The sequence below is a fragment of the Streptomyces sp. NBC_00247 genome, from assembly GCF_036188265.1.
Taxonomy (GTDB): Bacteria; Actinomycetota; Actinomycetes; order Streptomycetales; family Streptomycetaceae; genus Streptomyces.
Map to the genome: position 1 here is coordinate 5,244,871 of NZ_CP108093.1, position 13,684 is coordinate 5,258,554.

A 13,684-nucleotide genomic window follows, 5' to 3' on the forward strand; every position below is an offset into this window, starting at 1 on the left:
CGCGCACCCGTGACCCGGCGGGCCCCGCCCGCAGCCGGGTGCGGGGCCCCGCCCTTCTCGCCGGGCGGGGGCGGGGCGCGCCGCGAATAGAATTCGTCGGTGAACGTCACCCTCCCCACCGCCGAAGCCCTGCGCACGGCCCTCGCCGGTCTGCTCGACGGACTGCCGCCCAAGCAGGCGGCCCAGGCCGTCGACCGGTTGATCGCCAGCTACCGCGGCACGACCCCGACCGACGCGCCGGTGCTGCGGGACCGGGCGGACGTCGTCGCCTACGCCGCGTACCGGATGCCCGCGACCTTCGAGGCCGTGCGGGCCGCCCTGGACGCGTTCCGCGAGGCCGCGCCGGAGTGGGAGCCGGCCACCCACACCGACGTCGGCGGCGGCACCGGCGCGGCGAGCTGGGCCGTCGCCGGGGCCTGGGACGGGCCTCGGACCACGGTCCTGGACTGGGCCGAACCCGCCCTCGCGCTCGGCCGTGAACTGGCCGAGGCCGGCGGGCCCCCCGGGCTGCGGGCCGCGCGGTGGCAGCCCGCCCGCATCGGCGCCGGGCTGGACCTGGACCCCACGGACCTGGTGACCGTCTCGTACGTACTCAAGGAACTGACCCCCGCCGCGAGGACCGGGCTGGTCGACGCGGCGGCCGCGGCCGCGCAGGCCGTCGTGGTCGTGGAGCCCGGCACCCCCGACGGGTACGCCCGGGTGATCGAGGCGCGCGACCGGCTGATCGCCGCAGGGCTGACCGTGGCGGCACCCTGCCCGCACAGCGCCGCCTGCCCCATCGAGCCCGGCACCGACTGGTGCCACTTCTCCGCCCGGGTCAGCCGCTCCTCCCTGCACCGGCAGGTCAAGGGCGGAACGCTGAGCCACGAGGACGAGAAGTTCTCCTACGTCGTGGCGACCCGCTTCCCCGTCCGGCCGGTGGCCGCCCGGGTCACCCGCAGGCCGCAGATCCGCAAGGGCCAGGTCCTGCTGGAGCTCTGCACCCGGGACGAGGCGCTGCGGCGGGAGACGGTCACCAAACGCCACGGCGCGCTGTACCGGGCGGCCCGGGACACCGACTGGGGCGACGCCTGGCCGCCGCCCGAGGAGGACTGACCGGACGGGTCCCGGCCCCGGTCACGAGGACCGACCGGACCGGTCCCGGTCCCGGTCACCGGTCCCGCAGCTCCTGGGTGCAGCACTTCACGCTGCCGCCGCCCTTCAGCAGCTCGCTCAGGTCCATCGGCACCGGCTCGAAGCCCCGGTCCCGCAGCGGATCGAACAGCCCCGTCGCGGCCTGTGGCAGCAGCACGTGCGCTCCGTCGCTGACCGCGTTCAGGCCGAGCGCGGCGGCGTCCGGCTCCCCGGCGATCAGGGCGTCCGGGAAGAGCCGGGCCAGCACGGAACGGCTGCCGGGGGAGAACGCGCCGGGGTAGTACATGATCTCGTCGGCCGCGTCGTCGAGCACGCAGAGCGCCGTGTCCAGGTGGTAGTAGCGCGGATCGACCAGGTCCAGGCCGATCACCGGCCGGCCGAAGAACTCCTGCGCCTCGTCGTGCGCGAGCGGACTGGACCGGAAACCCGTGCCCGCCAGCACGAAGGACGCCGTGACGGCGAAATCGCCCTCACCCTCGTTCACGTGCTCCGGCTCGTGGAACTCCGCGTAACCGTGGAGGCGGAACCACTCCCGGTGCGCCTCGGCCTCACCGTGCCGCTCCTGGTGCGCGAACCTCGCGCCGAGCACCCGCCCGTCGATCACGGTCGCGCCGTTGGCGGCGAAGACCATGTCCGGCAGACCGGGCAGCGGCGTCAGCTCCTCCACCGTGTGACCGAGGGACCGGTAGCGCTCACGGAGGTCCTCCCACTGCGTCTGCGCCAGCGGCAGGTCGACGGGCTTGGAGGGGTCCATCCACGGGTTGATGGAGTAGGTGACCCGGAAATGTGCCGGGGGGCACATCAGATAGCGACGAGGGGTGGCGTCACGGTGCACGGGGGCTCCTCACGAACGGCAGCCTCGGCTGCGGCACGGTGGGGTGCGCGCGGTCTGCGCGTGAGCCCATGGTGCGCCGCGCGGACCCCGGTCCGCAGTGCGCCGATCGGGTGACGGTGTGCCCGGTGCGCCCGACCGCAGGGTGCCGTACGCCATCGGCGGGCGTGCTTCCGAGAGGCCCGGAGCTCTCGCCGCGATGGGGGAGGATGCCCGGTAATGACCCGCTATCGGGAGTGATGTCCCTCACTCGGGGCGGTGGTGTTCAACCCCGCTGGCGAACTCTGGCCACCCGAGGCGCAGGATGGTGGGACCATGGACGGGTAACGCTGAGGTGAGGGGATAGATGGGCGCCGATTCCGGCCGCAACCGCGGCACCGAGGGCAAGATTTCCCAGTGGCTGCGGCGACGACCCAAGCAGCAGACCGATGCGGACGGCTCGGCCCGACTGGGCATGCTCCTGGCCGTCGCCGAGGCGGGGATGCCGATCTCGCCCGCCGCCCACCCGCTCGGGCACCGATGTTCGTGCGAACGCATCGGATGTCCCACCCCCGCCCGTCACCCCGTGTCCTTCGCCTGGCAGACGCAGTCGACCACCGACCGCGCGCAGATCGAACGCTGGGCCGAAGGGCAGCCGCTGGCGAACTTCATCACCGCCACCGGGATGGTCCACGACGTGCTGGACGTGCCGCTCTCGGCCGGCGTCAGCGCCCTGGAACGGCTCACCGGACGCGGCATCGACGTCGGACCCGTCGCCCGCTCCGGCGACGACCGGATGCTCTTCTTCACCGCCACCCGCGGCACCCCCGAGGACGAGGACGAGTGGTGGCCCTGCGAGCTGGACTCGCACCCCGAGACGATGGACGAACACCCCGGGCTGCGCTGGCACTGCCGCGGCAGCTACGTCCTGCTCCCGCCCGCCCGTCTGCCTGGTGAGCTCGACGTGCGGTGGGTACGCGGCCCCGAACACCCGCTGCCGGACCCGCTGACCCTGCTGGAAGCGCTCACCGACGCCTGCGCCGTGTACGTGGACAGCGACGAGGCCACCGGCCTGGATCCCGCCGCGGTGGCCTGGCCGCTGGGCCGCTGAGCGCTCGGACACCATGAAGCGGGGAGCCGGGTCGCACGCCGTGGACCGGGCGCCGTTCGTCGTGACGGCGGGCGCCGGGCCCCGACGCCCGGCCGGCTCATTCGCCGGTCGCCGCGACCAGTCCCGGCAGCCGGTTCAGTACGGTCACCTTCGCGCCCCCGGCCGCGCCCCGCGCGGGCACGTACACCAGCTGGCTGGAGACGCGCTCCTTGGTGAGTGAGGTCTTCGCCTCGCCCGACAGCAGTGCCTGGGTGTCCCTGTTCACGTCGGGCTTCAGCCCCTGGGCGGCCGTCTGGCGCTCGTAGTGCTTGCTGCTGAAGAAGACCAGCGCCCCGCCGTCCTTCGTCGCGAGCCCGTACGGGCGGAACGCGCCGTCGAGCGGACGGTCGATGTACTGGTACGAGAACCCGGGCTTCTTCGTCGCCGCGCGGGCGGCCCGCCATCCCGACGTGGTCCCGCCCGCCGCGAACACGTCCGGCGCCCCGGTGGACAGGAAGTCGGTGTACGAGGTGCTCAAGTCCTGCGGCTTGACGGCGAGTCGGGCGCTCACGGTTTCGACGGGCTTCGCCAGGCCGTCCGCGTCCAGCGCGAACTCCGGTACCTGTGAGGGCGCCACGACCCCGAGATAGGGCACCTTCCACCGCGCGTCCGGCCCGGTCCGCTCGAAGACGAGCAGCCAGCGGGTGTCCTCGTCGCCCTTGTCCACGTCACGGTTGGAGTCGACGTCCGCGAAGAAGTAGCGCGGCCAGCCCGCCTTCTTCGGTACGACGTAGTGCGCGTCGGACAGTTCCAGCGGGAGGTGGGCCGCCGCCGGGTTCTCGGTGTAGGTGGACCGGGCCTTCAGCCCCGCCTGGTTGATCGCCCCGAGCGACCCGGTCACCCGTTCCGCGTCCAGGGCGGGATCGAGCGCCGCGTCCGCCGCGTTGTACGCCGTGAGGAAGTCCTTGAGGGCTTGGTTTGCCTCGGACTCCGTCGCCGCGGGCACCTGCTCCAGCTCCCCGTGCACCGTCACGCAGCCGCTCGCCGTCACGCCCAGTACCGTCGCCACCGCGAGCCCCGCCGCCGACCGACCCAGCCTTCTCATCCGTTGCCTTCTGCGCCTTCTGATCCGTCGTCCGCACTGACCGTCCGAACCCTACCGGGGCGAAGAAGCGCGTGAGGGCGAGGAGTCGATATACGCCCCGCGCGCGGGCCGGCCGCCCGCGACCGTCACAGGTCCCGGGCGGGTACGACGAGGGGCGCCCCCGTCCGCGGATGCGGGAACACCTCGACGGGCTGCCGGTACACCTCGCCGAGGAGTGGGCCGGTGAAGACCTCGGCCGGCGGTCCGGCCGCCGCGATCCGCCCGCCCCGCAGCACCACCGCCCGGTCCGCGTACGTGGCGGCCAGCCCCAGATCGTGCAGCACCACGACGACTGCGTCCCCGGCGCGGGACCGCTCCCGGCAGATCCGCAGCACCAACTCCTGGTGGCGCAGGTCGAGCGCGGCCGTGGGTTCGTCGAGCAGCAGCAGCGGGGCGCGCTGGGCGAGGACCCGGGCCAGTGCCACCCGGGCCCGCTCGCCGCCGGAGAGCGCGGAGAAGGGCCGGTCCGCGAAGGCGGAGACCTCGGTGGCCTCCATCGCGGCGGCCACCGCCGCTTCGTCCTCGTCCGCCCGGGCCGTACCCGACCACGGGGCCCGCCCCATGCGGACGACCTCCGCCACCGGGAAGGGGAAGGAGAGCACCGTCGACTGCGGCAACACTGCCCGGCGCAGGGCGAGTTCGCCGGCCGTCCAGGACCCGGCGGGCCGCCCGTCGATCCGTACCCCGCCCGCGTCGGGCGGCAGGTCGGCGGCGAGCGCGGCGAGCAGCGTGGACTTGCCCGCGCCGTTCGGGCCCACGAGCGCCACCACCTCGCCCGCGTGCGCGACCAGCGAGACGTCGTCGAGCACCTGGCGGCCGCCGAGCCGCACAGAGAGCCCGGTGGCCTCCGCCACCGGTGTGCCGGATGCCTGACGGATCGGCAGTTCGCGTTCCCGTGCGGCGAAGAGTCCGAGCAGACCGCGTCGTTCACGTGTGCTCATGCCCAACCACCTTGCTTGCGACGGGTCCTGCGCAACAGCCAGAAGAAGAACGGACTGCCGAAGAGTGCGGTGAGCACCCCGAGCGGAAGCTCGGCCGGCGCGGCCACCGTGCGGGCGGCCAGATCGGCCACCACCAGTACCAGTGCTCCGCCCAGCGCGCTGCCGGGGACCAGGAAACGGTGGCCGGGGCCGTTCGCCATCCGCAGCAGATGGGGGACGAGCAGCCCCACGAACGAGATGATCCCCGCGACCGCGACAGCCGCCGCGGTCAGCATCGCCACCACCAGGACCAGCACGATCCGCAGCCGCTCCACGTCCACCCCGAGATGACGGGCCGGCCGCTCGCCCAGCGCGAGCAGGTCCAGCTTCCGTGCGGAGAACGGTGCGACCAGCAGCCCGAGAGCCGCGCACGGCAGCACCGCCAGCACCTTGGGCCAGGTCGCCTGGGCCAGCGAGCCGAGCTGCCAGAAGGTGATCTGGGTGACCTGGGCGTTGTCGGCGAAGAAGAGGAACAGGCCGATCAGCGCCCCGGCGAAGGCGTTGACGGCGATTCCCGTGAGGATCAGGGTCACCACCTCGGTCCGCCCGCCCGACCGCGAGAGCGCGTACACCAGGAGCACCGTCGCGAGACCGGCGGCGAACGCGCAGACGGTGACGGTCCAGTTGCCGAAGAAGCTCAGGCCGAGGGCGATGGAGGCGACCGCGCCGACGGCCGCGCCGGAGGAGACGCCGATGACGCCGGGCTCGGCCAGCGGGTTGCCGAACACGCCCTGCATCAGGGCGCCCGCGCAGCCGAGCGAGGCGCCGACCAGCAGGGCGAGGGCGACCCGGGGCAGCCGGACGTTCCACAGCACGCTCTCACCGACCCGGTCCAGGGCGTGGCCGCCCAGCCCGGCCCGGTGCTGGACCGAGGCGAGTACGTCGCCGAGCGGGATGTCGTACGCGCCGATGCCCGCCGAGAGCAGGCAGCCGAGGAGCAGCGCCACCGTCAGGGCGAGGGTGAGGGCGGGCGCGGTACGCCGCCGGGGGGCGGCGGCGGGGGAGGGGGCCATCGGCCCGGTGCGTTCCCGCCGGGAGGTGGCGGTCATCGGGTCCCGTCGCCCTCGGCGTAGAGCTGCCCCACGATGTCGGCCAGCACCTGATCGGTGCGCGGGCCGTAGTTGAGGAGTACGCCGTCGTCGACGGAGACGATCCGCCGGTCCAGGCCGGCCGGGGTCTCGGCGACCCCGGGGATCTTCAGCATGCCGTCGATCCCGCCGACGGACTCCAGTCCCTTGGTCATCACGAGGATCGCGTCGGGTGCCGCCTTCGCCAGCGCCTCGCTGGTGATGGCGGTGAAGTCCTTGGTGAGTCCGGAGGCCTTCCCCGCGTCCACCGCCCCGACCGCCTCCAGCAGCGAACTCGCCCCCGACCGTGCGCCGCCCAGCAGGTAGACGGAGGCGGAGCCGCGCAGGTAGAGGAAGGCGACCCGGGGCTGGTCGGCGTGCTCGGGCACGTCCTCGCGGACCGCGGTGAGCCGGGCGGCGGTGCGCTCCACCAGCGCGGCGCCCGCCTCCTCGACGCCGAGCGCGGCGGCGACGGTGCCGATCCGCCGTGCCACGTCGTCGAGTTCCGTGGCCGGCTCGACCACCAGCAGCGGGACACCGGCGTCCCGGATCTGGTCGATCGCTTCGGCGGGGCCGGTGGTGGTGTCGGCGAGGACGAGCGTCGGCCTCAGCGAGAGGACGCTCTCCGCGGACACGTCGTGGGCGCGGGTCACCACGGGGAGGGCCGAGGCCTGTTCGAAGGTGGCGGTGATGTCCCGGGCGACCACGTGCGCACCGAGACCGAGAGTGAAGACGATCTCGTTGAGGGAGCCGGTCAGCGGCACGATCCGGTCCGCCGAGGCGACGGTGACCTCCGTGCCGTCCGCCGAGTCGACGGTGACCGGCAGCTCGGGCACGGGGGTGGCGGCCAGCGGCTCCACCCGGTCCGCCGCGGCCGAACCACCCTTCGCCGCGGCCTGCTTCGGGCCGGAGCCTGCCGTGCCGCCGCACCCGGTGAGCGCCAGCGCCAGCGCGAGGGCCACGGCGGCGGCCGGGCGGCGGAGCCCGGGAAGGCGGGCGGGCGCGGTCCGCGCGGGCTCTCGGGTGTCCCGGCCCGGCGGGGCGAAGTCCTGCGTGTGGGGCACGGGGCCACCGTCCTGTCGTTCCGCTTCGTGCGGGATTGGTCGTCTTTGTGGTCGGCCGCGAACCATGGGCGGAACAAGGGGTGTTCCGAATGTTCCAGGCGTTCTGCGCGTTCTGGGTGATCCCGGGGGTTCCGTCACAGCCTCGGCATAGCTTAGGTTAGCCTTACCTCAGTTCGCCAGGCCTCGGAGGGGTCCATGCTGTCGTCCCGATCCACCCGCGCGCTCGCCGTCGCGCTCTTCGCGGTCCTGCTGGGGGCCCTGCTCCCGGCCACCGCCGCACAAGCGGCGAGCCGTACGGTGCAAGGCGGGCGACTGGACTGGGGGATCAAGTCCTCCTTCCAGAGCTACGTCACCGGCCCCATCGCGGGCGGCAGTTGGAGCCTCACCGGCGGAGCCGCCACGGTCGGCGCGGGCCAGTTCCGCTTCCACTCGGCCACCGGTTCCTACGACCCGGCCACGGGCGCCTTCGCCTCCGGGTTCTCGGGCGGAGTCCACTTCGTCGGCCACCGCACGGACGACGGCTCCTACGAGCTCGACCTCACCATCGCCCGGCCCACCGTCCGGATCTCCGGCGGCTCCGGCACGCTCTACGCCGACATGACCAGCAAGGAGCGGGGGACCGGACGGGTCACCACCCGGTCCCAGGTGCCGCTCGCCACGCTCGGTCTCGGCGGCATCGACATGCGCGGCGGCTCCACCCCCGTCGCGCTCGACAACATCCCCGCGACGCTGACGTCGCAGGGCGCCTCCGCCTTCGCCGGCTACTACACGGCCGGCACCCCGCTCGACCCGGTGACGCTCTCCGTCGACACCGCCGCACCCACCACCGCCGCACCGAAGTCCTCGCCGTCCGCCACGCCGAGCGCGTCCGGGAAGGCCGGCGCCCCGAAGGACGACGCCGACGAGGCGGAAGGGGACGAGACGGCTGGGAACGGCTTCGTGGACGCGGCCGTCGACTGGGGCGTCCGCCGCACCTACCGCGAGTACGTCACCGGTCCGGTCGCCGGGGGTGAGTGGACCCTGGCGGGCGGCGCGAAGGACGGCGGTGCGCTGTTCCGCTTCCCCGAGGGGAAGGGGACGTACGACCCCGGGAAGCGGGCCTTGGAGGCGGCCTTCGCCGGCAGCGTCCACTTCACCGGGGCCGACGGGCTCGACCTGGAACTCGCCCACCTCACCGTCTCGGTGAAGTCCGGCACCGGCACCCTCCGCGCCGACGCCACGAACGCCGGAGCCGTCTCGGTGAACGTCCCGCTGGTCACCTTCGCCGCCGCGGGGCTCACACCGAAGGACGGGCTCGCGGTCCTCACCGAGGCGCCCGCCACCCTCACCACCGCCGGGGCGAAGGTCTTCGGTTCCCTGTACGCCGCCGGCACCGCCATGGACCCGGTCACCCTGGCCGTCGCCGTGGACCGGGGCGCGAAACTGCCCGCCCTGCCCGACCTGGGGAGCGGGGCCACCGCCTCGGCCGCTGCTACCCCCTCCGCGAGCCCGTCCGTCACCGTGGCGACGGCCGCCGAGACGGACTTTGGCCCGGCCGCCGGGTGGTGGCTGACAGTCGGCGCCCTCGCCCTCGCCGCCGCTGCCGGAGTGCTCTGTGCCGCCCGCCGCCGCGCCCGCCGCTCCCGGGTTTCCGAGGAGACCCCGGGCGACTGAGCCCGCCCGGCCTCCTCCCGAACCCCTGGCCCACCCGGGCCCCAGGGCCGTGCACGCGCGGCCCGCTCCCTGACTTCCCCCTCCCGGCGCGGCGGTCTCCGGAACCCCCGGACCCGGCCGCGCGCCCACCCCTGCCCTTCTTCGCCCCCTTCCTCCGAGGAGACCCTGACCATGGCAGCCAATCGCCGCCCCATAGCCCTCGCCGCGGCCGTCGCCACCGCCGCCGCGCTGGGCGCCACCTTCGCGCTCCCGGCCCTCGCCGCCGACTCCGGTGCCGCCACCGGCACCGCCGCCGCCGCGGCGACCCGGCTGGAGCTGAAGGACGGCACGCTCGACTGGGGCTTCAAGCAGTCCTTCCGCAGTTACATCGGTGCCGCCGGAAAGATCACCGTCTCCAACGGCGCCGAACAGGCCGCGAACAACGGCGCGTTCACCTTCGTCCATGGCAAGGGAAGCTACGACCTCGCCACCCACGGCACCGACACCGCCTTCGAGGGCGGCGTCAACTTCTGGGCCCACGAAGGCGTCCTCGACATCACGCTCTCCGACGTCAAGGTCTCCACCACCGGGACCGGCGGCGCGATCACCGCCGACCTGAAGACCCCCGCGGGGACGCAGGACGACGTGGCCGTCGCCGACCTGGATCTGTCGGCCGTCCGGCCCGGTCAGGGCGACGGTGGAGCGATGGTCTTCAAGGACATCCCCACCACGCTGACGAAGCTCGGCTCCGAGGCGTTCAACGGCATGTACCAGGAGGGCCAGGCCCTCGACCCGGCCACGCTCACCGTCACGGCGGTCACCCCCGCGACCGAGGAGCCGACCGACGAGCCGACCGACGAGCCGACGGACGAGCCGACGGGCGAGCCGACGAAGGAGCCCACCACCGCGCCGACCGCCGAACCGACGAAGGAGCCGACCGGCACCCCCTCGCCGGACGCCTCCGCCACGACGCCCGCCGCCGAGCAGGGCGCCCTGGTGGACGGCACCCTCGACTGGGGCGTCAAGGAGTCCTTCCGCTCGTACGTCACCGGCCCGATCGCGAGCGGCTCGGTCGAGACGACCGGCGGCGCGAAGACCACCGCGAACGGCTACCGCTTCGGCGATGCCACCGGCCGGTTCGACGCGGCGAAGAAGAGCCTGGAGGCCGACTTCAAGGGCCAGGTCCGCTTCCTCGGCCACAAGAGCGGCGACACCTACGCCCTCGACCTCTCCTTCTCCGCCCTGCGCGTCGAGGTGACCGGCACCTCCGGCAAGCTGATCGCCGACGTGTCCTCCAAGGACCGCGAGACCGGAAAGACCGAGGTCAGCAAGGGCCTCGTCGTCGCCGACCTCACCGTGCCCGCCGCCGCACCGACCGCGAAGGACGGTGTGGTGACGCTCGTGGGCGTCCCCGCCACGCTCACCGAAGCCGGCTCCGCGGCCTTCGGCGGGATGTACGAGAAGGGGGAGAAGCTCGACGCGCTGACCGTCGCCGTCTCCCTCGACGAGAACGCCCAGCTGCCGGGTACCGGCGCCACGGGCTCGACCGGCACCACGGGCTCCACCGGCTCGACCGGTTCCACCGGCACCACCGGCTCCGGCTCGGTGGGTGGCGGCGAGGGCGGCAGCGTCGGCGGCTCGGGCTCGCTCGCCGCCACCGGCGCCGACCTGCCCACCGGTGCCCTGCTCGCCGCCTCCGGCCTCGTCGTCGCCGTCGGCGCGGGAGCGCTCGTCGTGGCACGCCGCCGTACCGGCACCGCAGCCGCCTGACCCGCCCCGACCGGAGCCACCCGCGCCCCGGTCTTCCCGGCCGCCCCGACCGCTCCGCGCGGCCGGGGCGGCCGGGCTGCCCGCGCACCGTGCGGAACCGTCCCCGCGGGGCCGGGTCCCGAACGGATGCTTGAATGCCGGTATGAGCGAATTCGACGTACCCGACGGCATCGACGTCCTGCGGGTGTTCTGCGCCCCCGACGGCCGGCACGGGAACGCCCTCGGTGTCGTACGGGACGGCAACGACTTTCCCGACGAGACTTCCCGCCAGGTGCTCGCCGCCGAACTCGGCTTCAGCGAGACGGTGTTCGTGGACGACCCGGAACGCGGGCGGGTGGACATCTACACCCCCGGGCGCCGGCTGCCCTTCGCCGGCCATCCGCTCGTCGGCAGTGCCTGGCTGCTCGACCTGGAGATCCTGGAACTCGAAGTGGGCGACGTGTTCGCCCGTCAGGACGGCGAGTTCACCTGGATCACGGCGCGCCCGGAGTGGGCGCCGCCGAGGGACGTGGTGCGGTACGACTCAGCCGCCGAGGTCGAGGCCCTGACCGGGCCCCCGCCGGGGGACGGCTGGCTGTACGTGTGGGCCTGGGAGGACGAGGCGGCGGGCCGCGTCCGGGCGAGGGCGTTCCCGCGCCGCGACGACGGCATCGTGGAGGACGAGGCGACCGGAGCGGCCGCCCTGCTGCTCACCGCACGGCTCGGCCGCGCGCTCAACATCACCCAGGGGCGCGGCTCCCAGATCCTCACCGCGCCCGCACCGGACGGCACGGTGGAGATCGGCGGCCGGGTCGTGCTGGCCCACCGGGGCTGACCCGCGCGGGCACGCGCGCGGCGGCGGGAACGGCGGACGGGGCCGGGCGGGGTGTGGTCACCCCGCCCGGCCCCGTCCGCCCCGCCTCAGGCACTGAGCGGGAAGACCTCGCCCAGTTCACGGAAGACGGCCGTGTTGAGCGCGAAGGCGCGCTTGCACTCGTCCACGATGCGCTGCCGCTCCAGGTCGTCGGCGTCGACGGCGTCCAGCAGATCCCGGTAACTCCGCTTGAAAGCGGCCGGGTTGGTTATCTCCTCGAAGACGTAGAACCGCACCCCGTCACCCTTGTGCGCGAAACCCCAGGTCTTTTCGGCCCGGTCGCGGATGATCTGGCCGCCGGAGAGGTCGCCGAGGTAACGCGTGTAGTGGTGCGCTATGTAGCCGGCGGGCCAGTCGCGGGCGCAGGCCGCGACCCGTTCGGCGTACGCGGCCGTGGCGGGCAGTGGCTCCAGGCCCTCGCGCCACTGCGGCCCCCGCAGGTGCGCCAGGTCGCGCTCCAGTTCGGTGAGCCGCATCAACGGCTCCTGCACGAAGGGCCCTGCGACCGGGTCCAGCCGCAGCCGTTCGGAGCCCTCCTCCAACGCGCGGTACACGAACCACAGTTGTTCGGTGTAGCGGGTGTACGCATCCACGCCCAGGCGTCCGCCGAGCAGGTCGCCCATGAAGGTCGAGGTCTCCGCCTCCGTGTGCTGCTCGTGGGAGGCGGTGCGGATGACCGTGGAGAACGGGGTGACGGTGCCGACGGACGTGTCCAAGGAGGGCCTCCGGGGGCCGAGGGAGCGGAAAGCGTGACGGTGCACGGGGCGCGTGGCACCGACGCGGCGGTTCGCGCCGCGCGGCCACCCCCCGATCCTCTTACTTAGGCTTACCTAAGTCAACAGGATGCCGACGATCCGTCGGTAAACCCGCCGTGTCCGGCGCGCGGCGTCCCGACCAACCGGCGCCCGGTGAAAAGCGCGCGCCCGGTGGGACGCAACCCCTGTCTCGGGTTCCGTCCCACCGGGCGCGGCCGTGCCCCGGGGGCCCGGCGGTCCTACGGCAGCGTGAGGATGTCCGCCCCGGTCTCCGTCACCACGAGGGTGTGCTCGAACTGGGCCGTCCGCTTGCGGTCCTTGGTGAGCACGGTCCAGCCGTCGTCCCACATGTCGTATTCGTGGGTGCCCAGCGTCAGCATCGGCTCGATGGTGAACGTCATCCCCGGCTGCATCACGGTGGTGGCGTGCGGGCTGTCGTAGTGCGGCACGATCAGGCCGGAGTGGAACGAGGTGTTGATGCCGTGCCCGGTGAAGTCCCGCACCACGCCGTAGCCGAAGCGCTTGGCGTACGACTCGATGACCCGGCCGATCACGTTGATCTGGCGGCCGGGGCGGACCGCCTTGACGGCGCGGCTCAGCGACTCGCGGGTGCGCTCCACCAGCAGCCGGGACTCCTCGTCCACGTCGCCGCAGAGGTAGGTGGCGTTGTTGTCGCCGTGCACGCCGTTGATGTACGCCGTCACGTCCAGGTTCACGATGTCGCCGTCGCGCAGCACGGTCGAGTCGGGGATGCCGTGGCAGATGACCTCGTTGACCGAGGTGCACAGGGACTTGGGGAAGCCCCGGTAGCCGAGCGTCGACGGGTACGCCCCGTGGTCGATCATGAACTCGTGGGCCACGCGGTCCAGTTCGTCGGTGGTGACGCCCGGGGCGATGTGCCTGGCGGCTTCCTCCATCGCCTGCGCGGCGATCCGGCCGGCGACGCGCATCCGTTCGACGGTGTCGGAGTCCTGGACCTCCGGGCCTGTGTACGGGGTCGGGCCCGGCTTGCCCACGTACTCGGGGCGCCGGACATTTCCGGGTACGGAACGGACGGGAGAGATCTCCCCGGGTGCGAGCAGTGACTGACCAGACATGTCAGCGAGTCTAACCAGCGCCCCTGGGGCAAGCTGGCACAGAGGAAAGGAGTCCCGATGGCCCTGTTCAAGAAGCGCACGGTCGGCAAACCGGGCGAGTGGTACTACTGCCTGGAGCACAAAAAGGTCGAGGAAGGCCCCGAGTGCCCGGCGAAGGACCGCTTCGGCCCGTACGCCTCGCGCGAGGCGGCGCAGCACGCCATGGACACCGCGCAGGAGCGGAACCTGGAGTGGGACACCGACCCCAAGTGGCACGACCGCAACCGGCCCCCGGCCTCCTGACGGAG

13 protein-coding genes are annotated in these 13,684 nt (G+C 73.5%); 6 read left to right on the top strand and 7 right to left on the bottom strand.

Translation table 11 applies throughout. From position 1 onward, the window contains the following. The first annotated feature begins 99 nt into the window (after positions 1 to 99). The gene (locus OHT52_RS22855) at positions 100 to 1,095 is read left to right on the top strand and encodes a small ribosomal subunit Rsm22 family protein (protein ID WP_328722042.1); all 996 of its coding nucleotides are present in this window, start codon (positions 100 to 102) and stop codon (positions 1,093 to 1,095) included. Positions 1,096 to 1,150: 55 nt separating this feature from the next. Here OHT52_RS22855 and ddaH read toward each other — a convergent pair whose 3' ends face one another. After that, positions 1,151 to 1,969: a dimethylargininase gene (gene ddaH, locus OHT52_RS22860; RefSeq protein ID WP_328722043.1), complete on the bottom strand. Its 819-nt coding sequence runs from the start codon at positions 1,967 to 1,969 to the stop codon at positions 1,151 to 1,153. 343 nt (positions 1,970 to 2,312) lie between these two features. Between ddaH and OHT52_RS22865 the strand changes: the two genes are divergently transcribed. Beyond that, on the top strand, positions 2,313 to 3,056 hold the full coding sequence (locus OHT52_RS22865) for a bifunctional DNA primase/polymerase (protein WP_328722044.1): 744 nt from the start codon (positions 2,313 to 2,315) through the stop codon (positions 3,054 to 3,056). Positions 3,057 to 3,153: 97 nt separating this feature from the next. Here the strand turns inward: OHT52_RS22865 and OHT52_RS22870 are convergent, their stop codons facing one another. The 4 genes from OHT52_RS22870 to OHT52_RS22885 form a co-directional block, all read right to left on the bottom strand. Then, a complete protein-coding gene (locus OHT52_RS22870) occupies positions 3,154 to 4,140 on the bottom strand; it encodes a hypothetical protein (protein ID WP_328722045.1) in 987 nt (328 codons plus the stop codon). A gap of 125 nt (positions 4,141 to 4,265) precedes the next feature. Continuing rightward, on the bottom strand, positions 4,266 to 5,120 hold the full coding sequence (locus OHT52_RS22875; protein ID WP_328722046.1) for a heme ABC transporter ATP-binding protein: 855 nt from the start codon (positions 5,118 to 5,120) through the stop codon (positions 4,266 to 4,268). Further along, a complete protein-coding gene (locus tag OHT52_RS22880; protein WP_328722047.1) occupies positions 5,117 to 6,208 on the bottom strand; it encodes a FecCD family ABC transporter permease in 1,092 nt (363 codons plus the stop codon). Before OHT52_RS22880 ends, OHT52_RS22875 begins: the two co-directional genes overlap by 4 nt. Further along, complete coding sequence (locus tag OHT52_RS22885) at positions 6,205 to 7,290, bottom strand: heme/hemin ABC transporter substrate-binding protein (RefSeq protein ID WP_328722048.1); 1,086 nt, start codon at positions 7,288 to 7,290, stop codon at positions 6,205 to 6,207. The genes OHT52_RS22880 and OHT52_RS22885 overlap by 4 nt, the downstream gene beginning before the upstream one ends. A gap of 195 nt (positions 7,291 to 7,485) precedes the next feature. Between OHT52_RS22885 and OHT52_RS22890 the strand changes: the two genes are divergently transcribed. The 3 genes from OHT52_RS22890 to OHT52_RS22900 all read left to right on the top strand — a co-directional run bounded on the left by OHT52_RS22890 (position 7,486) and on the right by OHT52_RS22900 (position 11,506). Next, on the top strand, positions 7,486 to 8,943 hold the full coding sequence (locus OHT52_RS22890) for an HtaA domain-containing protein (RefSeq protein ID WP_328722049.1): 1,458 nt from the start codon (positions 7,486 to 7,488) through the stop codon (positions 8,941 to 8,943). Between the two features lie 171 nt (positions 8,944 to 9,114). After that, the gene (locus OHT52_RS22895; RefSeq protein ID WP_328722050.1) at positions 9,115 to 10,692 is read left to right on the top strand and encodes an HtaA domain-containing protein; all 1,578 of its coding nucleotides are present in this window, start codon (positions 9,115 to 9,117) and stop codon (positions 10,690 to 10,692) included. Positions 10,693 to 10,834: 142 nt separating this feature from the next. Continuing rightward, positions 10,835 to 11,506, top strand: a complete 672-nt coding sequence (locus tag OHT52_RS22900) for a PhzF family phenazine biosynthesis protein (RefSeq protein ID WP_328722051.1) — start codon at positions 10,835 to 10,837, stop codon at positions 11,504 to 11,506. 86 nt (positions 11,507 to 11,592) lie between these two features. Here OHT52_RS22900 and OHT52_RS22905 read toward each other — a convergent pair whose 3' ends face one another. Then, entirely contained in the window at positions 11,593 to 12,261 is a 669-nt protein-coding gene (locus tag OHT52_RS22905; RefSeq protein WP_328722052.1) for a biliverdin-producing heme oxygenase, read from the bottom strand. 278 nt (positions 12,262 to 12,539) lie between these two features. After that, positions 12,540 to 13,397 (bottom strand): type I methionyl aminopeptidase, encoded by an 858-nt coding sequence (gene map / locus OHT52_RS22910; protein ID WP_328722053.1) that lies wholly within the window; start codon positions 13,395 to 13,397, stop codon positions 12,540 to 12,542. 57 nt (positions 13,398 to 13,454) lie between these two features. Here map and OHT52_RS22915 point away from each other — a divergent pair, with 57 nt between their 5' ends. Next, positions 13,455 to 13,679, top strand: coding sequence for a hypothetical protein (locus OHT52_RS22915; protein ID WP_266703680.1), 225 nt, complete (start codon positions 13,455 to 13,457; stop codon positions 13,677 to 13,679). The last annotated feature ends 5 nt before the right edge of the window (positions 13,680 to 13,684 follow it).